Genomic DNA, 24,042 nt, shown 5'->3' with positions numbered 1-24,042 from the left:
GAATATATCAATGGCTTCTACAATCCGCGCCGCCGACACTCAGCACTGGGCTGGAAAAGCCCCGTCGCTTTCGAACGGAAAGCGGCATAAACGAGCACTTGGGGCGGCACGAAAGCGCGACAGGTCCAAGAGGCTGTTAAAGGAAATACGAGATTGTCTGTAGCCTTTGAGCGCTACGGGCGGGAAGTGTCTGTGAACAATCGTGGCCATCGGTGGGAGGCGTTGCGGCTGGCCAAAATGGGTCGCGATAGAATTGGGGCGATGATGATGCGCGATTTGACATCAGAAGATATCGCGGATTGGCGAGATCGGCGTTTGCGCGAGGTAGCACCGGCATCAGTGGCGCGTGAGATGGGATTGATGTCGTCTGTGCTAAACGTGGCACGCAAAGAGTGGGGAATGATCCGTCAAAACCCTGTTGACGATGTTAGATCGCCACGCAAGCCACCGCCGCGCACTCGAACAGTCACACCGGCAGAACTGGAGAGGTTGCAGTTGGCAGCCGGTACTGATTTGACTAACGCCACAGCGCGTGCCTTTCATGCGTTTCTGTTTGCGTGTGAAACAGCGATGCGCGCGGGTGAAGTTACCGGCTTGCGATGGGACCGCGTTTTTCTAGATGATCGTTATTTGCATTTACCAATGACAAAAAATGGTCACCCGCGTGATGTGCCACTTTCGTCTGAAGCTGTTGGGCTATTGGAAGCGCTACCGAAAACTGGCAATCTCGTGTTTGGTTTGCAGGCTGCTTCCTTAGATGCGCTTTGGCGCAAGGTGCGGGCACGGGCAGTTATAGACGATCTGCGGTTCCACGATAGCCGTCGTGTCGGTACCGTAAAACTTTCCAAGAAGCTTGAACCGTTGGAGTTGGCCAAGGTCACGGGGCATCGCAATCTGAACATGTTGCTGAATACATATTATAAGGCGGATGTTTCAGACATTGCAGCGAAGTTGAACTAGTTGTTCAGGATGTCCGTCGATATATCGGCGGTCGGTAGGCTGGACAATTATTGGTCGATAGACCTCACATTCCAGCTAACTAGGCGGGCCTGCGCAGACTGAACAAGCCTCAATATCAAGTACCTCTAAGTCCCGAACGATGTTATCGATTTGCGACTGAACAGCACTCAGTGTGTCCTCCCTTTCAAGCTTAAATGAATGCGCTACTGACCCGCGCTGGCTGCCGAAAGAATTAAGGTTTTGCGAAAGCCCAATATCGAGGGCAGCTAAATCGATGCCAATTGGCAAAAGCAAGTTCTTTTGATCCGAAGATTTAATCCCGTGATTTGCACTTATCGTATGGAAGTAGGTGTTGATTGCTTCCGTCGAGAACAATGTGAGGTTGTTAGAGAGATCTTCCGAGACTTTTTTCGCCGCTCTGTCCGATATTTTTCCGACCACACTCGTAGAGATCAACGCGACCAATGCTTTAGTGATGATTTCATCGTCAACAAACACCTTCTTTGCTGTTCTTGCAGCCTCCCTACACAAATTCTCCAAATACTCTTCAAAGATGGAGTGTGAAATCAAGATATAGCCTTGCAGCTTGAGATGTTGGAGGTGTGACTTACACTCTATGCGATCATCACGTGCAACCAGTTTTGATGCATCTCTCAGACTGTCCTTCATGGCAACGTAGAAAGGAGTTGGTGAGTTCATTTGCGTATACTGGGAAGCTCAATTTCAATACCCGAAAGCTCGCGAACTTCGTCATACCAAGCTCGATAGCGAGTTAATGTAGGCTCGACATTCTTGGTAGATGTTTCAACAGATCGAATGAAATCTTTGTTGTTGTCGCACAAGTTCTCGAACGATTGTTTAACCTCCACCCTATGCCCATTGGCGTAATGATAGAATTCAACATCAGAAAGCGAGCCGACCAAAACATCGAATAACGCCCGATTAAACCGGCTTTCATATTCGAAATGAATATATTTTCGACAAAACGTGTTATCTGGAAAAATTTCCATACCCAGAGAAATCGCAAGATCCATCCGCGCCACTTCATTTTTCAAAGTTGCTTCTAGGTTTTCAAAATTGGTATTTGCATAGTCACAGAATTCATCCAAATACTTCTTCAGGTCCCCATTGTATTCTCGCGGGCTTAATGAAAATGATAAGTGCCGTACAACAAGTTCCACATCTGCCATACGCTTGTCTGCGCGGCGCTTGCGTAGCAACTGATGCAGTGGGCCTATCGTTTCCGTCCAATTGACCACCCACTTCAGAAATTGACCGGGATATAGAGCCATCCGCAATTCCATCGGAGAAAGCTGAACAGAACCCGAATTTAATCGATAGAAAATTTCATAGAGGACTTCTTGAGAGTCCCAATTCTTGACAATTGTGGTCCGCACGGTCTCGTTAAGCAACTGGTCCTCCCAGTCAGGTAGCAATTTGATTTCCGCCCAAGTTAAGCCTTCAAGTTCTTTAAGAATTCGGAGGCCCTTAAGTTTAAAGGGTTTCCCATCAAGCATTTCCCCGCTCAAGAACTCCCATATTGTTAACAGCCGCTGCTTGCCGTCAAGGACGATGTAAGAGCCCTTTTTGTCGGCTTTCACCGACAACAAGATTTGCGGAATCGGGATACCCAAAAACAGCGATTCTATAAACTTAGTTTTCGAGCTCGGAGACCAGACATCACGTCTTTGAAACTCAGGATCGAGGTCAATTTGCTTACCAATTTGGCTAAAAATCGTTCCAACAGTCCAGTCCGCTGGTGCGACAATAAGGTTAGAAAACTGAATGGCGCTTACCGATATGTCGTCTTCATTCTCGGCCAGACCTTGAATTTCGAATTCCTCATCGCGGAAAAGGTCGTCGTTCACGATAGAACTCCATCTCGAGATATTACATTTACCAAAAAACGTAACAGCTCGGTTAGAAAGGTACCAGACCACTCGCGACCACGTTAGAGGTGTAAATGAAGCGCCAATCAGTTTGGATGACGTTAGGGGCTTATTGTCGCCATTCCGTGTATGTGTGTTGTGTCTTGTGCCCCATGGGCTGTTTGTTATAGGAACCCGCAGGGATTGATCGCGTCCGGCGATTTTACGATTCCCACATAATTACACTCGACATGCGTAAGCTGTTGAAAAACCAAAATAAACTTTGTGCCCTTCACCCGCACCAAAGTTTTGAAGATGAAGGACATTCCATGCAGGTCACAGAGACCCTGAACGAAGGACTGAAGCGCGGTTACGCGATCACGGTCACTGCCGCTGAACTTGACGCTAAAGTCGAAGAAAAGCTGAAAGAAGCCCAGCCTGAAGTTGAAATGAAGGGTTTCCGTAAAGGGAAAGTCCCTATGCCAATGCTGCGCAAGCAGTTTGGTCAGCGCGTTATGGGCGAAGCGATGCAAGAAGCCATCGATGGCGCAATGTCCGAGCACATGGAAAAATCCGGTGATCGTCCTGCTGCACAGCCAGCAATGGTTATGGCGGACAAAGACTGGAAAGAAGGCGACGACGTTAACGTCAACGTTTCCTACGAAAAACTGCCAGACGTGCCTGAGACTGATTTCTCCAAGATCAAACTCGAGCGTATGGTTGTCAAAGCAGACGACGAATCTGTGAAAGAAGCCTTGGATAACCTCGCATCCAATGCGCAAAACTTCGAAGATCGCAAAAAAGGCTCTAAAGCCAAAGACGGCGACCAAGTTGTATTCGACTTCTTGGGTAAAGTAGACGGCGAAGCCTTTGAAGGTGGTGCTGCTGAAGATTACCCACTGGTTCTTGGGTCCAACTCTTTCATCCCGGGCTTTGAAGAAGGTCTGGTTGGCGTGAAAGCTGGCGAAGAGAAAGACGTCGAAGTGTCTTTCCCTGAAGATTACCAAGCCGCACACCTTGCTGGTAAAGCTGCTGTGTTCGAATGCAAAATCAAAGCAGTCAAAGAACCAAAAGCTGCTGAGATCAACGACGAGATGGCAAAGCAGTTCGGCGCAGAAGACCTTGATGGTCTGAAAGCACAGATTACAGAGCGTCTTGAAGCTGAATACGCTGGTGCGTCCCGTGCGGTCACAAAGCGTGCATTGCTTGACCAGTTGGACGGCGTTGTAGATTTCGAACTGCCAGAATCACTCGTAACGGCTGAAGCGAACCAAATCGCACACCAGCTGTGGCACGAAGAAAACCCAGACGTTCAGGGCCACGATCACCCTGAAATCGAAGCAACTGACGAGCACAAAGCGCTCGCTGGTCGTCGCGTGAAACTGGGTCTGCTGTTGGCTGAAATCGGTCAAAAAGCACAGGTTCAAGTGTCTGATTCTGAAATGACACAAGCGATCATGAACCAGGCGCGTCAGTACCCGGGTCAGGAAAAGCAGTTCTTCGAATTTGTTCAGCAGAACGCACAGTTCCGTCAGCAGCTTCAGGCACCAATGTTTGAAGACAAAGTTGTCGATCACATCTTTGAAGCAGCGACAGTCACTGAAAAAGAAGTCAGCAAAGACGAATTGCAGGCTGCAGTTGAGAAGCTCGAAGAAGAGTAAATCCCAGCTTGAAATCAATTGGAAAAGGCGTCCCAGTTCGGGGCGCCTTTTTTCGTTTCAGACCCGTAAGGTATGGAAACCATGACTTATTTTCGAAACGTAGGTGGTTCTCAGCTTAACGTTTGTCGTCTATCGTTTGATCATTGCTTTCGAGGAGACGAATTTATGAAGACAGTTATTCTGGCGGCGATTGCTGCCCTTGGTTTTGGTTCAAGCGCAGTTGCGTGCCCTAACTTCAACATGCAGGCTGCAGAGGCTTATTCCGCCTCTGGCGCGCAGTTGCGGTCGCCGAAGACATTCAGCGTTGTGGCTGGTGGCGAAAACTACGTTTGGAATTGTTCGAACGTGCGTCCGGGTACGGATCAAGGGGCAGGGTACTTTACTTCCCAGCCAGATTTTTCGTTCACCCTGTCGGGCATGTCCGGTCTGCGTTTGGTGGTCAGCGCTGTTAGCGAATGTGATTCTGCTCTGCTGATCAACACGTCGTCCGCGAATTGGTATTATGACGATGACGACAACGGTAATCTTGACCCGAAAATCGTCCTGACGCGCCCAGTTGACGGTCGCATCGACGTTTGGATGGGAACCTACGATGGCGAATATTGTAATGCGCAGCTGCGGATGGAAACCTTCGCGCGCTAAGCGAAGCTAGAGAGTTTTGAAAAGGGCCGCAGTGATACCTGCGGCCCTTCGTCGTTTTTAGATCAAAGTGTGATGCGGAACAGGGCGAAGCCTGTGTCGCTTGTACCTGCTTCTTCAATCGACACACCCGGAACGTCGGCCGCATAAGCTGCACCCGCTGGGCCCGTTTCAAACAGAACCGTCGTGTCGTCCATGCCTGCAAACGACCAGTTTGCGTCGGCGGCAGGGCTGACCGTGCCTTTGTCCACGATGTAACGCACGATGACGTCGCGGTTGGTGTCGGGACCTTCAAAGATCACCGTGCTGCCATCGGCACCAGGGAAGCTGCCGCCACCAGAGGCGCGGTAGTTGTTCGTCGCAATGATGAACTCTTGTGCCGGATCAACAGGTTGGCCTTCGAACGTGAGGTTTACGATGCGGTTCGCATCTGCATTCACAACAGCGCCGTCACGGTCAAACTTAGATGGTTGCGACAGGTCGATTTGGTATGCGACGCCGTCCATCACATCAAAGTTGTAGCTCGGGAAGTCCGGGTTCAGCAGGGTCGCATCGGATGCGCCAGCTTCAACCTGATTGAACATACCCGCAGAGCGTTCCAGCCAGTCTTTGACCTGCGCACCCGTCACCTTCACAGCGCGGACGGTGTTCGGATAGAGGTACAGATCGGCCACGTTCTTGATCGCCACGTCGCCCACAGGCACGTCGGTGTAGTATTCCGGACCGCCACGACCACCAGCTTTGAATGGTGCTGCCGCAGATAGGATAGGCAAGCCTTCGTAATCGGTGCCGACCATCTGGTCTTTGATGTACCAAAGCTGTGCGTTGGACACGATTTGCACCGACGGATCATCTGCAACCAAGGCAAAGTAGCTGTGCAATGCCGCGTCAGTTTTGCCAACGGCGCGCCGCACGTAGGCGAGCGTATCGTCGTGGTCCTGCTGCACGGAAGCCAGTACAGTTTCGTCGCTTTCAACCAAGGCTGTCACGCTGCGATCTTCGTTGCGTTGTGAAATCGGTCGGGCCTCGGATGTGTGCGACAGAATACGCCAGCCGTTGCCGTCGCGTTCGAGCAGCAGATCAACCAGACCCATGTGGCTGCCCCAGAACCCACCCATAACGCCCGGCTTGCCTGAAATCGTGCCTTTTTCAACGTCGAGACCATCAAGATCTGCGTATTTGGATGATGGGAAGACAAGGTGACTGTGGCCGGTCAGAATTGCGTCGATGCCATCAACAGCAGCCAAAGGAATCGCTGCGTTTTCCATGCCGTCTTCTGCGTTCGCAGACCCGATACCTGAATGGCAAAGCGCCACGATGATATCGCAACCTTCTTCGCGCATTTGCGGCACGTAGGCTTTGGCGGTCGCGACGATGTCGCGGGTCTGCACGTTGCCTTCAAGATGCTTGCGGTCCCAGTTCATGATCTGTGGTGGAACAAAGCCGATCATGCCGATTTTGATCGGGTGGCTGTCGCCGTTCCCGTCGGTGATCATCTTGTCCATGATCACGTATGGCTTGATCAACGTGGTATCTTCGCGTGGGGTCGCGCCCATTTCTTTGACGACGTTCGCGCTGACGACGGGGAAGTCGGCACCGGCAAGCGCTTTCATCAAAAAGCTGATGCCGTAGTTGAATTCGTGGTTGCCCAATGTGGACGCATCAAAGCCCAGCGTGTTCATCGCAGTGATGACGGGATGCATGTCTCCGTCTTTCATGCCGCGCTCATAGGCGATGTAGTCGCCCATCGGGTTACCTTGCAGGAAATCACCGTTGTCGATCAGCAGTGAATTCGTGGATTCGGCCCGGACTTCACCGATGATAGATGCGGTGCGCGCAAGACCAACCGTATCGACCGGCTTGTCTGCATAATAGTCGTACGGAAAGACGTGGACGTGCAAATCTGTGGTTTCCATCAGGCGCAAATGGGCCTGATTGCTAGCTGCACTGGCAGAGAATGGATGCATGGCGATAAGACCAGCAGTCCCAGCCAAAAAGCCGCGACGATTCATTGTAAGTGTCATGGTTTCCCCTTTTTTTCCCACTAAAGAGGATGAACGTAACAGAAATTCCACGACAGGGTGAAAAATCTGCACCCAAATCTGATGACGTGGCGGTAGGTTCAGGAAATGCCTTGTTTTTAAGAGGTGCAGTGCCGGTTTCGGTGACAATCACACCGCAACAAAAAAGGCCGCAGCTTGCGCTACGGCCTTTTCAAATTCATCGCAGTGCGACTTAGTCGTCGTCGGAACGCGGGGCAGGTGCCTCGTCGCCGTCGTCGTCCATTTGCGCGCCACCGATATCGTCGAACAGTTCGTTGATCTCGAATTCAGCTGCTGCTTCTTCTTCAGCTGCCAGTTCTTGGATCGACTTACCAGCCGCTTGCAGTTCTGCTTCTTCAGCGGAACGTGCAACGTTCAGCGTGACTTCAGCAGCAACTTCTGGGTGCAGGTTCACGGTTGCAGTGTGCAGACCAAGATCCTTGATACCAGCGGCCAGAACAACCTGACGCTTGTCGATAGTGAAACCTTCAGCATCCGCAGCTTCGGAAATGTCACGTGGTGTAACAGAACCGTAAAGCGAACCTGCGTCAGACGCAGACCGGATGATGATGAAGGACTGACCATCAAGCTTTTCAGCCAATGATTCTGCTTCTTTTTTTGTTTCCAAGTTGCGTGCTTCGAGTTGTGCTTTTTCAGCTTCGAAACGTGCCATGTTGGCAGCATTCACGCGCAGTGCTTTGCCTTGTGGCAGCAGGTAGTTACGTGCGTAACCTTGCTTCACAGACACAACTTCGCCCATTTGGCCAAGCTTTGCGACGCGCTCAAGTAGGATAACATCCATTGTGTAGTCTCCTTACTTTACAGCGTATGGCAGCAGGGCAAGGAAACGCGCGCGTTTGATCGCACGAGCGAGCGCACGCTGGTTCTTGGCACCAACAGCTGTGATACGGGCTGGAACAATTTTACCGCGCTCAGAGATGTAGCGCTGCAAAAGGCGAGTGTCTTTATAGTCGATCTTAGGCGCGTTTTCGCCCTCAAACGGATCAGACTTACGACGACGGAAAAATGGTTTAGTAGCCATGATTAATGTCCTTTCCTGATCCGATTAGCGACGTTCACGTGGACCGCGGTCCCGCTCGTCACGTTTTTGCATTTGAACTGAAGGACCTTCAGCGTGCTGATCGACCTTGATGGTCAAAACGCGCATCACGTCTTCGTGCAGGCGCATCAGACGCTCCATTTCTTGTACAGCAGGTGCAGGTGCATCTGTGCGCAAGAAGGCGTAGTGGCCTTTACGGTTCTTGTTGATTTTGTACGCCATTGTTTTGACGCCCCAGTATTCGTTCTCCAACAGTTTACCACCGTTATCGGACAGAACAGTACCGAAGTGTTCAATCAGGCTTTCTGCTTGCGTGGCGGACAAATCCTGACGCGCAATCATAACATGCTCATATAGCGGCATGCGATCTCCATTCATGTTCAGCGCATTTCATAGAGAGGGGCATCTCAGGTCCACCGCACCCCAATCACGAGAGACTGCGCAGTTCATATACGTTGCAGCGGACGGTGCCTTATACAGCCGACGCATCGCATTGCAAGTCACGATGAGACCCGTTTCAGCGATAAAAACCACGGGATTTGGGCGCGTTAACGGATTATTCACGCTTTTTCGTGTTTTGCCTCGGTGTTGCCCTGATCTTGCCCTGATCTGATCGTCACTTGGACCGGTAAGCGAGGGGAGAACGCAACAATGTCAGATGCAACAATAAGCACATCCAAGATGCACGCACCAACGCCGTGTGATTTGCCACGCGACGGATTTTGCACAGAAGAAACCCATTGGGGTTACATTGTTCGTTCGACGAACGACACGGGCCACAGCATGATCTTCACCCAGTCGCTCAGCTTGCTTGCTGGTGCTGCCCTTTTGGCTGCGGCCCTTGGTATGTGGATTATTCCCGGCATGTTGTTCAGCGTGGACGCATTGATGATGCGCCTGTTCTCAACGATCGTGTTTGTGGCCGCTTCCGCAATGCTGCTGTGGTACGCAAGCCGCGGAACAATCTCTGAAATTCAAATCGACAACGCACGCGGTGAAATCCGCGAAGTCATCCGTAACCACACGGGCCGCATGTCCTTGCTGGCCTGCTACAGCTTCGATTCCATTGGCAAAGTTGTGCTGGAACCAAGCGCTAAGAAAGGCCCAGCCAGTCTTGTCCTCCTTTATCGCAATTCATCCGAAAGTGTTGAAGTCGCGACTGGCCGCGAAGGGGCGTTGTCCACCCTTCATGACCGCATCAGCCGAGACGTGATCGTAGGTGCCAACGCGATCGCAAAACGCAAAGCCGACATCGACGCGTTCAAAGACGCCGCTTGATTCCCCCTAAGCCGCTCAAATAACTGACATTTAGGCGCGATCCTTCCAGCGGATGAGTCGCGTTTTTCTTTTATCCACACGTCATGTTCAAAAATGCAGAATTGAGTGGGCAGGGAAGCTTTGCAATTTACAGGTTATCAAATGCACCACGACCGGCATTGACCACACCTAGGAGCTACCCGATGAAAAATATCGTACTTGCCGCCGTATTGGCCGCCCCATTCGCAACCGCTGCTGCTGCTGCCCCAGAAGCTTACGCTTTGAACGAAAGCCACAGCCAGATTGTTTTCTCTTATAACCACGCTGGTTTCTCGACAACTTACGGCATGTTCTCCGGTTTTGGCGGCGACATCATGTTTGACGCTGAAGACCCAGCTGCATCTACCGTTTCCGTCACATTCCCTGCCGAATCCATGATCACAGGCTGGGACGCGCGGTCAGGTCACTTCCTGCAGTCCGGCGATTTCTTCAAGCTTGGCGAATTCCCTGACGTGACATTCGAATCCACATCCATCGAAGTGACAGGCGACGCGACCGCGAACATCACAGGCGATCTGACACTGAACGGCGTGACACAGTCTGTTGTTCTTGAAACTGTTCTGAATGCGCAGACGGAAGAATATCCATTCCCACCGTACCAAGGCAGCAAGGCCATTGGTCTGGACGCGACAGTGACGCTGAACCGCTCGGATTATAACTTGGGTATGTTCGCGCCATTCATTCCGAACGAAATCCCGCTGGCAATTTCTATCGAAGCGGTTGCTGCACAGTAATCTGCCACTTGGTTAAAAATAGAAAGGGCCGCGCAGTGATGCGCGGCCCTTTTGTGTTTCTGGGGGATGGCGCGTTAGTTGCGCGTGGCTGTCAGTGCGATGGCGACTTCAACATCAAATCCCAAAGACGCGGCATCCGATTGGCTTTCGCCCACGTTGAAGGCCTGCCGGTCTAACGTCAGCCCGCCAGTCATTGTGGCGGTCTCTCCGTCAATCACCAGATCAAATGGCATTTGCACAGGAACCGTCGTGCCTTTGATCGTGACGCTACCGTCTGCGATATAGCTGTCACCGTTAGGTTTGATATCAGCAGTGAAGGTCGCAGTGGGATGCGCCTCGACGTCGAAGTAATCTGGTTTCATCGCATCCGCCGTGACAGAGCCAAGCGTCAAAGACCCGATTGAAATCACAGTCGTGACATTGCCCATGACGTCCGCGGGCGCAGGGTCAAAGCTGATGTCAGACGTCCAGTCAGCGAAATTGCCAGTCACGGCGCTACCAAACTGCGATATTGTGATGGCGATCTCGCCCTCTTGCACAGCCCATTCGGATGCGACCGCTTCCAGCGCGGCAGATTCAACCGCTGGTCCGTCGTGCTTTTCAAGAAAGCCCAGCCCGTATGCGGCAAATCCTGCAGCGACAAACGCGATCACCGCGATCAACGGCGGTGCCGCTTTGGTCACATGTGGCGCGACTGTGGGTGCATCGCCTTTACCAAACCACATCCGGCGCAGCGTGGCGTCTTTATCGACAATCTGATGTTTCAATGCGCCCGCAATATGCAGCAAGATGGATGCCACCATCAATTTACCAAACATCCAGTGCAGGCCCGCAAAGGTGTGGGACAGTGCTTCGGACTTTGGGACGAAGAACAGCGATTGACCGAATGGCCACCAGATCGGGGCAAAACCTGTTGTCGCAGCATGTTCGATCCAACCGGTCAGCGGAACAGCGACAAGGGAAATGTAGAGCACCCAATGGATGACTTCGGCCAGAAGCGTTTCGGCTTTGCGTTCCGGATGAAGCGGTCCGGGCTTGTCTTGGGTGACGGCCCATAAAATGCGGAGCAGGGCTGTGAAAAAGACCGCGACCCCGAGCGTCTTGTGAAGTGAAAACACGAATGCTTTGGTGGCCAATTGATCGCTCGTTTCAAAAGGCAGGCCGTTTGCAATGACGCCAAGCGGGATGATCGCAAGGATCAAAAGCGCGGTTAGCCAATGAAAAGACTTCGTGACGGTATGGTAGGTGGTGGGATGTGACATGGTTAAATCCTTGGTCGATACGCACCCAATTTACGACGAACAGGGTGTCTGCGGCAGGCCGATAATCGCACAACGCCTGTGCACGCCTTGTGCACGGGTTGTGCACGCGTATCACAGGGCGGCTTTCCTTGTGTGCAGGGCGTCGTCAGGCTATTGCAAGGGAAAGAGTTTAACAAAGTGGGGACGCGCAAGATGCGGGCATTTGTATTTCCGGGACAAGGGGCGCAAGCCATTGGGATGGGTAAGGCTTTGGCCGATGCATATCCAGCGGCGGCACAGGTTTTCGCCGAGGTGGATGACGCCTTGGGGGAAAAGCTGTCAGACCTGATCTGGACCGGCGATATTGCTGATTTGACCCTGACCAAGAACGCGCAACCTGCGTTGATGGCCACGTCGCTTGCGGCGATGAAAGCGTTGGAATCAGAAGGTGTTACGATCTCTGCGGCTGATTTTGTGGCAGGTCATTCGCTGGGCGAATATTCTGCCTTGGCCGCAGCCGGTGCGCTATCGATTTCCGACACTGCGAAACTGTTGCGCCTGCGCGGTGCCGCGATGCAAGAAGCCGTACCTGTAGGTGTTGGCGCGATGGCCGCATTGCTCGGTTTGGATTTCGCGACGGCACAAGCCGTGGCGGAAGAAGCGGCGCAGGGTGAAGTATGTCAGGCCGCAAATGACAATGATCCGAGCCAAGTCGTTGTTTCTGGACATAAAGCTGCCGTTGAACGCGCCGTTGAAATCGCAAAAGAGAAGGGCGCAAAACGCGCAATGCTCTTGCCAGTTTCCGCGCCATTCCACTGCGCATTGATGGGGCCAGCCGCCGATAAAATGGCCGCCGCTTTGGCGGACACAACGATCAACGCACCAGCGGTGCCGGTTGTGGCGAATGTCGTGGCAGAAGCGGTGACTGACCCGGATCAAATCCGCAAATTGCTTGTGGATCAGGTCACAGGTTCCGTGCGCTGGCGCGAAAGCGTATTGTGGATGGGCGATCAAGGCGTTGATCAGGCTTGGGAAATCGGGTCGGGCAAGGCCCTGTCCGGTATGATCCGCCGCATCAACAAAGAGATCGCGTCGCGCAATGTCGGCACGCCAGAAGACGTCGCAGCCGCTGCTGCCTCACTTTCATAAAATAGATTAAGAAGGGATCGAAGATGTTTGATCTGACTGGGAAAAATGTACTTTTGACAGGTGCGTCTGGCGGCATTGGTGGGGCGATTGCCCACGCGCTGCACGATGCTGGGGCGACTGTAGCGTTGTCAGGCACACGGGTTGAGCCGCTTGAAGCATTGGCTGCTGAACTGGAACGCGCGCATGTGCTGCCATGTAACCTGAGCGATGCGGACGCGGTAAATGCCCTGCCAAAACAAGCGGTTGAGGCGATGGGGTCGATTGATATCCTCGTTAACAATGCTGGCATCACACGCGACAACATCTTCATGCGAATGTCCGAAGAAGAATGGTCATCTGTCCTAGAGGTCAACCTGACGTCCACGATGCGTCTGTGTAAGGGCGCGATCCGTGGCATGATGAAATCCCGCTGGGGTAGAATCATCAACATCTCGAGCGTCGTTGGCGCGACCGGAAATCCGGGGCAGGCGAACTATGCCGCGTCCAAGGCCGGCATGGTTGGTATGTCCAAATCCATCGCTTACGAAGTCGCGAGCCGCGGCATCACCGTCAATTGCATCGCACCGGGATTCATCACTACGCCGATGACAGAAAAGCTGACCGACGACCAAAAATCAGGTATTTTGAACAATGTACCAGCAGGTCGCATGGGCGATCCGGCGGAAATCGGCGCAGCGGTGCTGTACCTTGCCAGCAATGAGGCCGGATATATGACGGGCACGACCTTGCATGTGAACGGTGGCATGGCCATGTTGTGATCCACGCCCCATCGTCCGGTGGGGTGTTGAAAATGTTTGCCTCGCAGAAATTCTCTGTTATAGGCCACGCAGATCAAGAAAGGACGTTGGGTAACTAACGTCCAAAACCGGGTCAAAGACCCAACAGAACGTGAGGATTAGTCCATGAGCGACGTCGCAGACCGCGTACGCAAGATTGTTGTAGAGCATCTTGGTGTAGAAGAAGACAAAGTAGTTGAAGGTGCATCCTTCATCGACGATCTGGGCGCAGACAGCCTCGACACTGTTGAGCTGGTTATGGCTTTTGAAGAAGAATTCGGCATCGAAATTCCTGACGATGCTGCCGAGACTATCCAGTCATTCGGCGACGCTGTTAAGTTTATCTCTGCAGCACAGTAATTCGTCCTAAATGACGTAAAGAGCGGCCCTGCTTCACGCAGAGGCCGCTTTTTCTTTTTTAGGGATGATGCGTCCTAGGCCGTCAGTTTCGCTGACGTCGGCAAGGTCGCGTACCAACGGGATCGGCAAGGGCGCATCGAAACGAACGCCGCAATATAGTTTGTTTGACCAAGCGATCGCCCCCATCCGCCAAGCGCCTGCAAGGAAAATGCCAGCGTCTTGATCAATCGCGACGGTGGATGTGTGCCAATACCGGACCTTTGCACCATGGCAGTTAAGATCAAGCACTTCGGCTTCGTGGACGTTTTTATCTATGGCCAGATGACTGTCGATCTGCGTGGCGAACCGTTTTGATTGGCGTTTTTTTAGACGCGCGCGCATGCGCATCCATGCAATGACTTGTCTGCCGGCAAAGACGATACCCACGATCATCAGGATCGACAGAAAGGCAGTTTGTACGGGTTTTTCGACAAGAGGTTCTTTGACGGTGATTTCTTTGCGGTCGACTGTTTTCCCGTCGATTTCCCGGCCTTCCGCATCACCGGGCAATTGTCCGTTAATCGTGCCACAAGGCATATGGCTCAGCGCGATCGTCGCTTCCCTGAGCACAGCTGACCAGCGGTCTGTCCGCAATGACAGGGCAAACTGGCCGATTGATTTTTCTGAGATGCCTTCGACAGATCTTTGCGCCATGTTGACCAGTGCAATCAGGCGATTGGTATCAGTCCGATCGGTGTGATCCGCGAGCGCAAGCGTCGCGACACGTGTGCTGAGCGCCGCAAGATCATTAATCAGAATGATTTGGTTGTATGGCGCGCTTTCGCTAACCGGATCCGCGCGAAGGTGCCCAATGGTGGTCTTGATCCGTTCGATACGATTTACCGCACTGCAATCGACCGCCGCGGGTAACACGCATGGTGCTACCGACATGATCAGTATGAGTGCTAACAAGTGACGCACGTTTTCTACCTATACGCTTTTCAGGACCTTCATTGGCATAGATCGGTTAACGCCCGGTGAAATTGCCTGCTCCCCTTGCTCCTTTGGGCGGCTGTGGGGTAAGAGAGGCTTGAAAAACCACGCGAAGAGGTGAGGGCAGTTCATGCGTCGTGTTGTTGTGACTGGATTGGGGCTCGTCACCCCGTTGGCCGATGGCGTTGAAGCTACTTGGTCTCGGCTATTGGATGGTCAATCGGGCGCTGGTCCGATTACTAGTTTTGATGCGAGTGCATTGGCCACGACCTACGCATGTGAAGTGCCGTTGGGCGATGGGTCTGATGGCACATTCAATGCTGATACCTACATGGCGCCAAAGGATGCCCGTAAGGTTGATGAATTCATCCTGTTCGGGATTGCGGCAGCACAGCAAGCTGTCGAGGATTCAGGATGGGTGCCTGCTGACGATCATGATCGCAACCGCACAGGTGTGCTGATCGGGTCCGGCATCGGTGGGTTGAAGTCCATTTCTGACACCGCAGTGATGATCAAGGAAAAGGGCCCGCGTCGCGTGTCACCTTTCTTTATTCCCGGTGCGCTGATCAACCTGATTTCCGGCCAAGTTTCTATCAAGTATGGCTTTAAAGGCCCGAACCATTCTGTTGTGACGGCCTGTTCAACCGGTGCCCACGCGATTGGCGATGCGGCCCGTTTGATCAAGTACGGCAATGCTGACGTGATGGTTGCGGGTGGTGCTGAAGCTGCCATTTGCGAAGTTGGTATTGCTGGCTTCAACGCGTGCAAGGCGTTGTCCACAAAACGCGCGGATGACCCCAAAGCCGCGTCCCGTCCTTACGATGCAGATCGTGATGGGTTTGTGATGGGCGAAGGCGCTGGTGCCGTTGTTCTGGAAGAATACGAGCATGCTGTTGCACGTGGTGCCACGATCTATGCCGAAGTGCTGGGGTATGGTCTGTCAGGTGACGCGTACCACATCACGGCTCCATCCGAGAGCGGAGAAGGCGGTGAACGGTCTATGCGGATGGCGCTGGAAGATGCTGGCCTGACGCCAGTTGATCTGGATTACATCAACGCACACGGCACGTCGACAATGGCCGATACCATTGAATTGGGCGCTGTTGAGCGGCTGTTGGAAGATCACGCATCCAAAGTGACCATGTCGTCGACAAAGTCAGCGACAGGTCACCTGCTGGGGGCTGCTGGCGCAATTGAAGCGATTTTCTCGATCCTTGCGATCCGTGATCAGGTCGCGCCGCCAACGATCAATTTGGATAACCCAGCCGTTGAAACGCCTGTTGATTTGGCGCCAAACGCAAAACGCGAGCGCAAGATCGATATCGCTTTGTCCAATAGCTTTGGTTTCGGTGGCACAAACGCCAGCGTGATCTTTGGGAAGGTTTCCTAAATGTGGCGACACATTGCGTCTAACGCGCTGACTTTGTTCATTGTTCTGTTGTTTCTTATTGGTGGTGCGATTGTTTGGGGATCAGGGCAGTATTCTGCCCCTGGTCCGCTGAGCCAAGCGATCTGCCTGCGCGTTGAAAGCGGGTCCAATATGCGTATCGTCAGCAATACGCTGGACGAACAGGGTGCTGTTTCGTCTCCGACTATTTTCCGCATCGGTGCTGATTATTCCGAGAAGGCCAGCCAGTTGAAGGCAGGGTCATTCTTGGTCGAAGCGGGTGCGTCGATGGAGCAGATCATTGATCAGATCACCCGTGGCGGTCAAAGCACCTGCGGGACAGAAGTTGTGTACCGTGTTGGTGTGACCCGCACGACCATTCAGGTCCGCGAGCTTGACCCGTCGACTAACCGCTACGCTGAAATTGCTCGTTTCAATCCAGCCGAAGAAGAAACGCCCGCGGCTTATACCGAAGTGAAAGAAGAGGCCGATACACGCTACCGTGCCTTGATCGCGGAAGGCGTGACAAGCTGGCAGGTCGTCGATGCGCTGAACGGTCTTGATTTGCTCGGCGAAGATTACGCTGATTTGCCTGCTGAAGGGTCATTGGCACCTGACAGTTATGAATTCAGCCCTGGTGATCCGGTCGCGTCAATCATCGACCGCATGACCGAAAGCCAGACCCGTATTCTTGCGGACGCATGGGCGAACCGTGCTGATGACTTGCCGTTGAACAGCCCTGAAGAAGCGCTGATCTTGGCCAGTATCGTAGAAAAAGAAACGGGTGTCGCGGAAGAACGCCGTCAAGTTGCCAGCGTGTTTACCAACCGCCTGAACCGCGGCATGCGTCTGCAAACTGACCCGACCGTGATCTACGGCATTACCGAAGGGCAGGGCGTATTGGGCCGTGGTTTGCGTCAAAGCGAATTGCGTCGTGAGACGCCATGGAACACCTATGTGATCCCTGCTTTACCACCCACGCCAATTGCCAATCCGGGGCGTGCTAGCATCGAAGCGGCACTGAATCCTGACACAACCGAGTTTATCTTTTTTGTTGCTGACGGCACCGGTGGCCACGCTTTTGCGACCAATTTGGATGACCACAATAGTAACGTTGCGCGGTGGCGTGAAATTGAGGCTGAGCGAGCAGCGAACTGACGCAACAACCTTAGGTTGAAATTTGATTTCTTGTCACGAGGGCCAAACGTTTAAAGGCGTTTGGCCCTTTTGCATGGGCGAAAGGATTTGTTAATTTGCCCGCTCGCTGCCCATGGCCTCAACATTGACCTGACGTGTCCGATTTCGCTACTTTGGATGCAGGCTAGTAGACCATCCCCAGAGTTTTCTCTCACAGTTTGGACGTTGTGTGTGGGGTGGTTTCTCGACTGTACGGAAGTCTCCGACAGGCATTAGCAGCATGAAAAAACAAGACAACCCAGACCCCGATAGGGAAGAGGCAGCGCGACTACGCATTTCTCAGATCGCCGATCTATTTTCGGAAATGCGCATTTTGTTGGCGAGGTGGTTAGACGAAGCCGGTCCGGCAGCGGACGCGTCGACCAAGCAAATGATGACCAAAATCAACGAACTCCAATCGACGCATCTGATGGTGCTGCGCGCAGAAGAGGTATTCCATGAAAAGTACGGATCACCAGACGCCGACACCGGCATCGATTACGACGACGCAAGGGATACCATCGGGCGCGAACTGGATCGCTTGCGGGCCTCAATTGGTCCAAAGGACGTTTCTGGAAAGCCTGACGCCGGATCAGATTGAAGCGCTTCCTTACCTATTTGATTTCTGGGCCATGCCGCATCAGCGCCCACCAGCTGGTGACTGGCGGACGTGGGTGATCATGGGCGGTCGCGGTGCTGGCAAAACCCGTGCTGGTGCTGAATGGATCCGTAGCATTGCCGAAGGTCCGACCCCTACGGCTGCGGGCCGCGCCCGACGCATTGCCGTTGTAGGCGAGACCGTGGATCAGACCCGTGAAGTGATGATCTTTGGTGAGAGCGGTATCCTCGCCGTATCTCCGCCAGATCGCAAGCCGAAGTGGATTGCCGGTCGCAAGATGCTGGAATGGCCCAATGGTGCCACCGCGCATGTGTTTTCCGCCCATGACCCTGATGCTTTGCGCGGTCCGCAGTTTGATGCGCTGTGGGCGGATGAGGTTGCGAAGTGGAAGAACGGCGAAGATGCGTGGGACATGCTGCAGTTTTCTTTGCGGTTAGGGGATTGCCCGCAAGCCTGTGTCACGACGACCCCCCGCAATGTGCCTGTGTTGAAGGGGATATTGGAACGCCCCAGTACAGTGGTCACACATGCTCCGACCGAAGCGAATGCCGCGAATTTGGCTGAAGGATTTCTGGAAGAGGTCCAATCCCGCTATGCAGGCACGCGTTTGGGTCGCCAAGAGCTGGAAGGTGTGCTGCTGGCCGATGCTGAGGGCGCGATGTGGACGACTGAGATGATAGTCGAGGCAGTGATAGATGATTTGCCTGAAATGGATCGGATTGTCGTCGCGGTTGACCCGCCTGTCACGCACAAGGGGAATTCTGACGCCTGCGGGATTATTGTGGCCGGTGCTGTGACGCAGGGACCGGTGCATACATGGAAGGCTTACGTGCTGGCTGATCTGACAGTGCATACGGAATCCCCTACCGAATGGGCCAAGATGGCAATTGCCGCCGTGGATCGTTTCGACGCCCAACGATTGGTGGCCGAGGTCAATCAAGGCGGGGACATGGTCAAGACGATCATTCAGGGCATTGACCCGTTGGTGCCGTATCACGCGGTCAGGGCGCATAAAGGCAAAGCTGCCCGCGCTGAACCCGTCGCCGCTTTGTATGAACAGGGACGTGTGTCGCATGTGCGGGGGCTTGGCGCTTTAGAGGACCAGATGTGTTTGATGACCCATCAAGGGTTTGTCGGGTCAGGGTCGCCCGACCGTGTGGATGCGCTGGTCTGGGCTTTGCGTGATCTGGTGATTGATCCCGCATACGGCTGGCGCGCCCCGCGTGTCCGCACGTTGGGCTAGGGTGTTGCGCGGCCCACCGGACGGGCCGTTTTATCCTTCTCAAGAACTGTACCGCATATTGTTTTCATAGCAGCGAACGACGGTTCAGTCCGACGCATACTTCAAGGAGACGCGAATGTTTGAATTTCTCAACCGGGCATCGGGCAGCAAAGAGGCTGCAGCGCAAGCGGCCCCCGCCGCGAAGGCGTCAGCTACCGGACCTGTCGTTGCGATGCAATCATCGGGCCGTGTGGCTTGGTCTCCGCGTGATACGGTTTCGCTGACGCGCAATGGATTTAACGCCAATCCGATTGGGTTTCGGGCCGTGAAGATAATCTCTGAGGCTGCGGCCGCGTTGCCGTTGGTCGTCCAAGATCGTTTGCGTCGTTACGATGTCCACCCGGTGCAGGAATTACTAGGCCGACCGAATATGTCGCAAGGCCGCGCCGAATTGTTTGAAGCGTTGTTCGCCCAGATTTTGCTGACGGGGAATGGATATCTTGAGGCCGTCGCGGATGAAGGGCTGCCTGCCGAGATGCATGTGTTGCGATCTGATCGGATGAGCCTGATCCCAGGTAAGACCGGTTGGCCTGTCGCGTATGAGTATAATCTTGGCGGTCGGAAGGTTCGTTTTCCGGTGACGGAAGGTCTGTCCACGGTTTGTCATATCAAAAGCTTCCACCCGCAAGATGACCATTATGGGTTTTCTGCCATGCAGGCGGCAGCCAATGCTGTGGATGTGCATAATGCCGCGTCGCGGTGGTCGAAGGCACTGCTTGATAACGCCGCTCGACCTTCAGGGGCGATTATCTACAAGGGTGCTGAAGGGCAGGCCCAATTGACCAATGATCAATACACCCGATTGGTCGATGAGATGGAAAGTCAGCATCAAGGTGCCCGCAATGCCGGTCGACCGATGTTGCTGGAAGGCGGGCTTGATTGGAAACCCATGGGGTTCTCTCCGTCCGATATGGAATTCCAAAAAACGAAAGAGGCCGCCGCCCGCGAGATATCAATTGCTTATGGTGTGCCGCCGATGTTGCTGGGTATTCCTGGCGATGCCACGTATGCCAATTATCAAGAAGCGAACCGTGCATTTTACCGCCTGACTGTGCTGCCGCTGGCCACCCGCGTTACCAGTGCGATCGCCGATTGGTTGTCGGATTTCACAGGCGAACGCATTGATGTGCGTCCCGATCTGGATCAAATCCCCGCCTTGTCTGCTGAACGTGATGCACAATGGCGTCGTGTGGCTGATGCGTCTTTCCTGAGTGCAGCCGAAAAGCGAAGTCTACTAGGCCTTCCGGCATTGGAGGTCAGCGATGACGGGTAAAATCGTTGATCTCGACGGGCGGTCCAAGAAAGCACCGCACCCGCCACCTGTTTCTGATTTCTGGTTTGCCCAGTTGGACGTCCGCCTTGGCCGGATCGAGTTCATGGTCGCCAGATTAGAGTGGCAAATTCTGCTGATTGCTTGCGGTGCCTTTGGGCTGCTGGTTCTTGAAATTGTTCAAGCCATTCGTGGCTTCTGAAAAGGACGAAACATGCATTTAGAACACAAATACTGTCAGCTTGGACCTGAAGTGAAGGTCAAAGACGGCACCGAAATTTCCGGATACGCGTCGTTGTTTGGTTTGACGGATCAGGGAGGCGATGTCGTCGATTGTGGCGCCTATCAGCAATCGCTGGGGTTTTCGAAATCCAAAGGCCGCACCATCAAGATGCTTTGGCAGCATGATCCGACCCAGCCGATTGGTGTGTGGGATGAAGTGCGAGAGGATGCAAAGGGCCTTTGGGTCAAAGGCCGATTGTTACCGGATGTCGCCAAGGCCCGCGAAGCTGCCGCATTGCTTGAAGCTGGTGCGATTGACGGTCTGTCCATCGGATACCGCACAGTGAAATCAACCAAAGATGACAAAGGCAAACGTCATCTGTCCCAACTTGAGCTGTGGGAGGTGTCGCTTGTGACGTTTCCCATGCTTCCCGATGCCCGGGTGGGCGCAAAAGGGGATGATCCCGATGCGCCGGACCTGCGCGAACTGGCGGCTGTCCTGACGGATGCCCGCCTGACTATCGCCCGTGTCTAGGGCCGTCAGCGCAAGCTGCAACTGATCAACACGTAAGGAGTGGAAGATGACCACAACCGGGAACGCGTCCCGGGCCGGGAAAGGCATGTCTGATGACATGTCGCCGGCCCAAGAGTTGCGGGCTGCCTTGGGCGGCTTCGTGGCTGAATTCAAAGATTTCTCCAACGGCGTCAGCGCCAAACTTCAAAAACAGGAAGACCGCATGAACAAGCTTGATCGAAAGACCTTGATGGCTGCACGCCCGTCGTTGGCCGTATCCGCTGAAATGGATGCTCCACATCAAAAGGCATTCGCTGCCTATTTGCGCTCTGGCGATGATGACGGGTTGCGTGGCCTCGACGTTGAAGGCAAATCGCTGAACACGGCGGTTGCTGCTGACGGCGGATATCTGGTGGATCCGCAAACGTCCGACACGATCAAGGGCACGCTGAGTGCGACAGCGTCTATCCGCGCGATTGCCCAAGTTGTGACTGTAGATGCCACATCGTTTGACGTCTTGGTTGACCATACAGACATGGGTGCTGGTTGGGCCACCGAGACGGGCGGGCTGACAGAAACCGATAGCCCGCAAATCGACCGGATCACGATCCCGCTGCACGAACTGTCAGCGCTGCCCAAAGCGTCACAGCGTTTGCTGGATGACACCGCCTTTGACATCGAAGGTTGGCTTGCCGGCCGTATCGCGGACAAGTTCGCTCGGTCTGAGGCCAACGCGTTCATTGCTGGCGATGGCGTTGATAAGCCGAAGGGTCTGCTGACCTATCCAACCGTCGACAATGATGTTTGGGCTTGGGGCAACCTTGGCTATGTGCCCACTGGTTCCGTTGGTGGGATTGATAACGCTGATCCGATTGTGGATCTCGTCTATGCCGTGGGTGCGCAGTACCGCGCAAACGGCACTTTCGTGATGAACTCAAAAACGGCCGGCACAATCCGCAAGCTGAAAGACAATGATGGCCGCTTCTTGTGGTCTGATGGTCTGGCTGCGGGCGAACCTGCGCGTTTGATGGGCTACCCCGTGCTGATCGCCGAAGACATGCCGGACATTGCCGGTGATGCGTTTGCCATCGCGTTTGGTGATTTCGCGACGGGCTACACTGTCGCGGAACGCCCTGATCTGCGTGTGTTGCGTGATCCTTTCTCTGCCAAGCCACACGTGCTGTTCTACGCCACGAAGCGCGTCGGCGGTGCCGTGTCGGACTTTGCCGCGATCAAGCTGCTGAAGTTCGCGACCAGCTAAGGCTGATGTCGTGAAACGGGGCGGTCTGTCACGGCCCGTCCCACCCCGGATGCACGTCCGATCTATGCAGCGTCGTCTAGCTGCTCCCTTCCGTCCGAGCGGCGTTGTGGGTGTGCATCCGGTCAACCAAAGCCGAAACCGCAGGATTAGTCGGAGTTTCCCATGATGTTAGTCGAACAGACCACAGTGCCCGCCGAGGCCCTTCCGGTCGCCCAATTCAAAGACCACATGCGGCTGGGGTCCGGTTTTGCCGATGATGATTTGCAAGATGGATTGTTGGAAACCCATCTAAGGGCCGCCATTGCCGCGATTGAAGCGCGCACCGGGAAAATCCTGATTTCGCGTGAATTTGCCTGGACCATTTCGCAGTGGCGGGATGTCTATCGCGAACCGCTACCGATTGCGCCAGTTGCTGCCATTACAGAATTTGTCTTGATTGACCGGTACGGTATCGAAACGACGGTCCCTATATCGAGCTGGTCGCTTGCACCGGACACCCATCGTCCGCGTTTGATTGGCGTTGATGGTCCTTTGGCCGTTGTGCCGCAAGACGGGTCTGTCCGTATCGGGATGCTGGCTGGCTTTGGCGCGGAATGGTCGGACCTGCCTGAAGATCTGGCGCAGGCCACATTTCTGTTGGCGGCCCATTTCTACGAATTCCGGCATGCGGGACAGGGGGGTGACATACCCCTTGGCGTTGCTGCCTTGATTGCCCCGCACCGTAATGTCCGTTTGTTTATGGGAGGTCGGGCATGAGCTTACCACGTTTGACCCACCAGATGATCCTCGAAGACCCCGTCCGCACGGATGATGGTGCGGGTGGTTATGTTACGACATGGCAGCCACTGGGGTCGTTGTTTGCGGACGTCAAATCCGGCACCGGGCGTCAAAGCGGTGATTTGGTTGCGACGCTGTCGAAAAACACTGTGCGTGTGATTGTACGTGCCGCTGTCGTTGGCGCGCCGTCCCGTCCTAAAGCGGGACAGCGGTTCCGCGAAGGTCAATCAACCTTTCGCATTGATGCGGTCGCGCCGTTCGATCGTGGTGCCCATTATCTGACGTGCTTTGCCGTCGAGGAGGCTGTCGTATGACCTATGCTGTCAGCGCGGCGTTGCAGACTGCGATATTCGAGACCTTGGCGACGGACCCTGCCGTTACAGCATTGGTAGGCGACGCGGTTTACGACACGGTGCCTTCAGGGCCACGGCCTGAATTGTACCTGGCATTGGGACCAGAGCAGGTGCGCGATCAGTCCGATATGACCGGATCGGGTGCTTTGCATGAATTTGTGATCCGCGTTGTGTCTGAAAAGTCTGGCTTTGCCCGCGCCAAACAGGCGGCGGCGGCCGTGTCTGATGCCTTGCACAATGCCGATCTGACGCTAACCCGCGGCGCATTGGTCTATCTCCAGTTTTCAAAGGCCCGCGCAACTCGTGCCCGCACGGGTGATGCCCGCCAAATTGATCTGACGTTCCGCGCTCGTGTTTGCGACGGCGCACCCGCAACTCCCTGATAAATATAGGAGGACACCC

General features: G+C 54.1%; 27 protein-coding genes. 19 read left to right on the top strand and 8 right to left on the bottom strand.

Annotation, left to right across the window (positions count from 1 at the left end; translation table 11 throughout):
* Positions 1-153 precede the first annotated feature (153 nt).
* Positions 154-960, top strand: a complete 807-nt coding sequence (locus MWU61_RS14045) for a site-specific integrase (RefSeq protein ID WP_247129004.1) — start codon at positions 154-156, stop codon at positions 958-960.
* Positions 961-1,035: 75 nt separating this feature from the next.
* Here MWU61_RS14045 and MWU61_RS14040 read toward each other — a convergent pair whose 3' ends face one another.
* Together MWU61_RS14040 and MWU61_RS14035 are read right to left on the bottom strand one after the other, a co-directional pair.
* Entirely contained in the window at positions 1,036-1,659 is a 624-nt protein-coding gene (locus MWU61_RS14040) for a HEPN domain-containing protein (RefSeq protein ID WP_247129003.1), read from the bottom strand.
* Positions 1,656-2,828, bottom strand: a complete 1,173-nt coding sequence (locus tag MWU61_RS14035; protein WP_247129002.1) for a DUF262 domain-containing protein — start codon at positions 2,826-2,828, stop codon at positions 1,656-1,658. Before MWU61_RS14035 ends, MWU61_RS14040 begins: the two co-directional genes overlap by 4 nt.
* Before the next feature lie 329 nt (positions 2,829-3,157).
* Here MWU61_RS14035 and tig point away from each other — a divergent pair, with 329 nt between their 5' ends.
* Together tig and MWU61_RS14025 are read left to right on the top strand one after the other, a co-directional pair.
* Positions 3,158-4,489: a trigger factor gene (tig, locus tag MWU61_RS14030; RefSeq protein WP_247129001.1), complete on the top strand. Its 1,332-nt coding sequence runs from the start codon at positions 3,158-3,160 to the stop codon at positions 4,487-4,489.
* Positions 4,490-4,654: 165 nt separating this feature from the next.
* Positions 4,655-5,131, top strand: coding sequence for a hypothetical protein (locus MWU61_RS14025; protein ID WP_247129000.1), 477 nt, complete (start codon positions 4,655-4,657; stop codon positions 5,129-5,131).
* Positions 5,132-5,193: 62 nt separating this feature from the next.
* Here the strand turns inward: MWU61_RS14025 and MWU61_RS14020 are convergent, their stop codons facing one another.
* From MWU61_RS14020 to rpsF, 4 genes are all read right to left on the bottom strand, one after another.
* Positions 5,194-7,152 carry a bifunctional 2',3'-cyclic-nucleotide 2'-phosphodiesterase/3'-nucleotidase gene (locus MWU61_RS14020; protein ID WP_247128999.1) on the bottom strand — a complete coding sequence of 653 codons (1,959 nt, stop codon included), beginning with the start codon at positions 7,150-7,152 and terminating at the stop codon, positions 5,194-5,196.
* Positions 7,153-7,363: 211 nt separating this feature from the next.
* Positions 7,364-7,972 (bottom strand): 50S ribosomal protein L9, encoded by a 609-nt coding sequence (gene rplI, locus MWU61_RS14015; protein WP_247128998.1) that lies wholly within the window; start codon positions 7,970-7,972, stop codon positions 7,364-7,366.
* A gap of 12 nt (positions 7,973-7,984) precedes the next feature.
* Entirely contained in the window at positions 7,985-8,212 is a 228-nt protein-coding gene (gene rpsR, locus MWU61_RS14010; protein ID WP_055293050.1) for a 30S ribosomal protein S18, read from the bottom strand.
* A gap of 24 nt (positions 8,213-8,236) precedes the next feature.
* Positions 8,237-8,593: a 30S ribosomal protein S6 gene (gene rpsF / locus MWU61_RS14005; RefSeq protein ID WP_247128997.1), complete on the bottom strand. Its 357-nt coding sequence runs from the start codon at positions 8,591-8,593 to the stop codon at positions 8,237-8,239.
* A 288-nt stretch (positions 8,594-8,881) separates the two neighbouring features.
* Here rpsF and MWU61_RS14000 point away from each other — a divergent pair, with 288 nt between their 5' ends.
* Both MWU61_RS14000 and MWU61_RS13995 read left to right on the top strand, forming a co-directional pair.
* Entirely contained in the window at positions 8,882-9,508 is a 627-nt protein-coding gene (locus MWU61_RS14000) for a hypothetical protein (RefSeq protein WP_247128996.1), read from the top strand.
* Between the two features lie 182 nt (positions 9,509-9,690).
* Positions 9,691-10,281 (top strand): YceI family protein, encoded by a 591-nt coding sequence (locus MWU61_RS13995; protein ID WP_247128995.1) that lies wholly within the window; start codon positions 9,691-9,693, stop codon positions 10,279-10,281.
* Positions 10,282-10,355: 74 nt separating this feature from the next.
* Here MWU61_RS13995 and MWU61_RS13990 read toward each other — a convergent pair whose 3' ends face one another.
* Positions 10,356-11,543 (bottom strand): cytochrome b/b6 domain-containing protein, encoded by a 1,188-nt coding sequence (locus tag MWU61_RS13990; protein WP_247128994.1) that lies wholly within the window; start codon positions 11,541-11,543, stop codon positions 10,356-10,358.
* Positions 11,544-11,735: 192 nt separating this feature from the next.
* Here MWU61_RS13990 and fabD point away from each other — a divergent pair, with 192 nt between their 5' ends.
* From fabD to MWU61_RS13975, 3 genes are all read left to right on the top strand, one after another.
* Entirely contained in the window at positions 11,736-12,671 is a 936-nt protein-coding gene (fabD, locus tag MWU61_RS13985; RefSeq protein ID WP_247128993.1) for an ACP S-malonyltransferase, read from the top strand.
* Between the two features lie 23 nt (positions 12,672-12,694).
* Positions 12,695-13,429 (top strand): 3-oxoacyl-[acyl-carrier-protein] reductase, encoded by a 735-nt coding sequence (gene fabG / locus MWU61_RS13980; protein ID WP_247128992.1) that lies wholly within the window; start codon positions 12,695-12,697, stop codon positions 13,427-13,429.
* A gap of 144 nt (positions 13,430-13,573) precedes the next feature.
* Positions 13,574-13,807, top strand: coding sequence for an acyl carrier protein (locus tag MWU61_RS13975; protein WP_183528003.1), 234 nt, complete (start codon positions 13,574-13,576; stop codon positions 13,805-13,807).
* 33 nt (positions 13,808-13,840) lie between these two features.
* Here the strand turns inward: MWU61_RS13975 and MWU61_RS13970 are convergent, their stop codons facing one another.
* The gene (locus tag MWU61_RS13970) at positions 13,841-14,758 is read right to left on the bottom strand and encodes a hypothetical protein (protein ID WP_247128991.1); all 918 of its coding nucleotides are present in this window, start codon (positions 14,756-14,758) and stop codon (positions 13,841-13,843) included.
* A 151-nt stretch (positions 14,759-14,909) separates the two neighbouring features.
* Between MWU61_RS13970 and fabF the strand changes: the two genes are divergently transcribed.
* From fabF to MWU61_RS13915, 11 genes are all read left to right on the top strand, one after another.
* Positions 14,910-16,169 carry a beta-ketoacyl-ACP synthase II gene (fabF, locus tag MWU61_RS13965; protein WP_247128990.1) on the top strand — a complete coding sequence of 420 codons (1,260 nt, stop codon included), beginning with the start codon at positions 14,910-14,912 and terminating at the stop codon, positions 16,167-16,169.
* The gene (gene mltG / locus MWU61_RS13960; RefSeq protein ID WP_247128989.1) at positions 16,170-17,324 is read left to right on the top strand and encodes an endolytic transglycosylase MltG; all 1,155 of its coding nucleotides are present in this window, start codon (positions 16,170-16,172) and stop codon (positions 17,322-17,324) included.
* Positions 17,325-17,583: 259 nt separating this feature from the next.
* Positions 17,584-17,943 (top strand): hypothetical protein, encoded by a 360-nt coding sequence (locus MWU61_RS13955; protein ID WP_247128988.1) that lies wholly within the window; start codon positions 17,584-17,586, stop codon positions 17,941-17,943.
* Positions 17,897-19,204: a terminase family protein gene (locus MWU61_RS13950; protein ID WP_247128987.1), complete on the top strand. Its 1,308-nt coding sequence runs from the start codon at positions 17,897-17,899 to the stop codon at positions 19,202-19,204. Before MWU61_RS13955 ends, MWU61_RS13950 begins: the two co-directional genes overlap by 47 nt.
* A gap of 115 nt (positions 19,205-19,319) precedes the next feature.
* A complete protein-coding gene (locus tag MWU61_RS13945) occupies positions 19,320-20,516 on the top strand; it encodes a phage portal protein (protein WP_247128986.1) in 1,197 nt (398 codons plus the stop codon).
* Entirely contained in the window at positions 20,506-20,715 is a 210-nt protein-coding gene (locus MWU61_RS13940; RefSeq protein ID WP_247128985.1) for a hypothetical protein, read from the top strand. The genes MWU61_RS13945 and MWU61_RS13940 overlap by 11 nt, the downstream gene beginning before the upstream one ends.
* 12 nt (positions 20,716-20,727) lie before the next feature.
* Complete coding sequence (locus MWU61_RS13935) at positions 20,728-21,270, top strand: HK97 family phage prohead protease (RefSeq protein WP_247128984.1); 543 nt, start codon at positions 20,728-20,730, stop codon at positions 21,268-21,270.
* Between the two features lie 46 nt (positions 21,271-21,316).
* Positions 21,317-22,510 carry a phage major capsid protein gene (locus MWU61_RS13930; protein ID WP_247128983.1) on the top strand — a complete coding sequence of 398 codons (1,194 nt, stop codon included), beginning with the start codon at positions 21,317-21,319 and terminating at the stop codon, positions 22,508-22,510.
* A 162-nt stretch (positions 22,511-22,672) separates the two neighbouring features.
* Positions 22,673-23,266, top strand: coding sequence for a hypothetical protein (locus MWU61_RS13925; protein WP_247128982.1), 594 nt, complete (start codon positions 22,673-22,675; stop codon positions 23,264-23,266).
* Positions 23,263-23,601, top strand: a complete 339-nt coding sequence (locus tag MWU61_RS13920; protein WP_247128981.1) for a head-tail adaptor protein — start codon at positions 23,263-23,265, stop codon at positions 23,599-23,601. The genes MWU61_RS13925 and MWU61_RS13920 overlap by 4 nt, the downstream gene beginning before the upstream one ends.
* Positions 23,598-24,023, top strand: coding sequence for a DUF3168 domain-containing protein (locus tag MWU61_RS13915; RefSeq protein ID WP_247128980.1), 426 nt, complete (start codon positions 23,598-23,600; stop codon positions 24,021-24,023). The genes MWU61_RS13920 and MWU61_RS13915 overlap by 4 nt, the downstream gene beginning before the upstream one ends.
* Positions 24,024-24,042 lie beyond the last annotated feature (19 nt).

This window comes from Loktanella sp. F6476L (assembly GCF_023015725.1).
In the GTDB taxonomy this organism is placed as follows: domain Bacteria; phylum Pseudomonadota; class Alphaproteobacteria; order Rhodobacterales; family Rhodobacteraceae; genus Yoonia.
This window is presented reverse-complemented; position numbering and strand designations above follow the sequence as displayed.

Coding starts and splice junctions, on each gene's coding strand:
- MWU61_RS13930 (WP_247128983.1), top strand. CDS start 21,317: ATGACCACAACCGGGAACGCGTCCCGGGCCGGGAAAGGCATGTCTGAT.
- MWU61_RS13925 (WP_247128982.1), top strand. CDS start 22,673: ATGATGTTAGTCGAACAGACCACAGTGCCCGCCGAGGCCCTTCCGGTC.
- MWU61_RS13915 (WP_247128980.1), top strand. CDS start 23,598: ATGACCTATGCTGTCAGCGCGGCGTTGCAGACTGCGATATTCGAGACC.
- MWU61_RS14040 (WP_247129003.1), bottom strand. CDS start 1,659: ATGAACTCACCAACTCCTTTCTACGTTGCCATGAAGGACAGTCTGAGA.
- rpsF (WP_247128997.1), bottom strand. CDS start 8,593: ATGCCGCTATATGAGCATGTTATGATTGCGCGTCAGGATTTGTCCGCC.
- MWU61_RS13955 (WP_247128988.1), top strand. CDS start 17,584: ATGAAAAAACAAGACAACCCAGACCCCGATAGGGAAGAGGCAGCGCGA.
- rpsR (WP_055293050.1), bottom strand. CDS start 8,212: ATGGCTACTAAACCATTTTTCCGTCGTCGTAAGTCTGATCCGTTTGAG.
- MWU61_RS14020 (WP_247128999.1), bottom strand. CDS start 7,152: ATGACACTTACAATGAATCGTCGCGGCTTTTTGGCTGGGACTGCTGGT.
- MWU61_RS14000 (WP_247128996.1), top strand. CDS start 8,882: ATGTCAGATGCAACAATAAGCACATCCAAGATGCACGCACCAACGCCG.
- MWU61_RS13920 (WP_247128981.1), top strand. CDS start 23,263: ATGAGCTTACCACGTTTGACCCACCAGATGATCCTCGAAGACCCCGTC.
- mltG (WP_247128989.1), top strand. CDS start 16,170: ATGTGGCGACACATTGCGTCTAACGCGCTGACTTTGTTCATTGTTCTG.
- MWU61_RS13940 (WP_247128985.1), top strand. CDS start 20,506: ATGACGGGTAAAATCGTTGATCTCGACGGGCGGTCCAAGAAAGCACCG.
- MWU61_RS13995 (WP_247128995.1), top strand. CDS start 9,691: ATGAAAAATATCGTACTTGCCGCCGTATTGGCCGCCCCATTCGCAACC.
- fabF (WP_247128990.1), top strand. CDS start 14,910: ATGCGTCGTGTTGTTGTGACTGGATTGGGGCTCGTCACCCCGTTGGCC.
- MWU61_RS13990 (WP_247128994.1), bottom strand. CDS start 11,543: ATGTCACATCCCACCACCTACCATACCGTCACGAAGTCTTTTCATTGG.
- MWU61_RS13935 (WP_247128984.1), top strand. CDS start 20,728: ATGCATTTAGAACACAAATACTGTCAGCTTGGACCTGAAGTGAAGGTC.
- fabG (WP_247128992.1), top strand. CDS start 12,695: ATGTTTGATCTGACTGGGAAAAATGTACTTTTGACAGGTGCGTCTGGC.
- MWU61_RS13975 (WP_183528003.1), top strand. CDS start 13,574: ATGAGCGACGTCGCAGACCGCGTACGCAAGATTGTTGTAGAGCATCTT.
- MWU61_RS14025 (WP_247129000.1), top strand. CDS start 4,655: ATGAAGACAGTTATTCTGGCGGCGATTGCTGCCCTTGGTTTTGGTTCA.
- MWU61_RS13945 (WP_247128986.1), top strand. CDS start 19,320: ATGTTTGAATTTCTCAACCGGGCATCGGGCAGCAAAGAGGCTGCAGCG.
- tig (WP_247129001.1), top strand. CDS start 3,158: ATGCAGGTCACAGAGACCCTGAACGAAGGACTGAAGCGCGGTTACGCG.
- fabD (WP_247128993.1), top strand. CDS start 11,736: ATGCGGGCATTTGTATTTCCGGGACAAGGGGCGCAAGCCATTGGGATG.
- rplI (WP_247128998.1), bottom strand. CDS start 7,972: ATGGATGTTATCCTACTTGAGCGCGTCGCAAAGCTTGGCCAAATGGGC.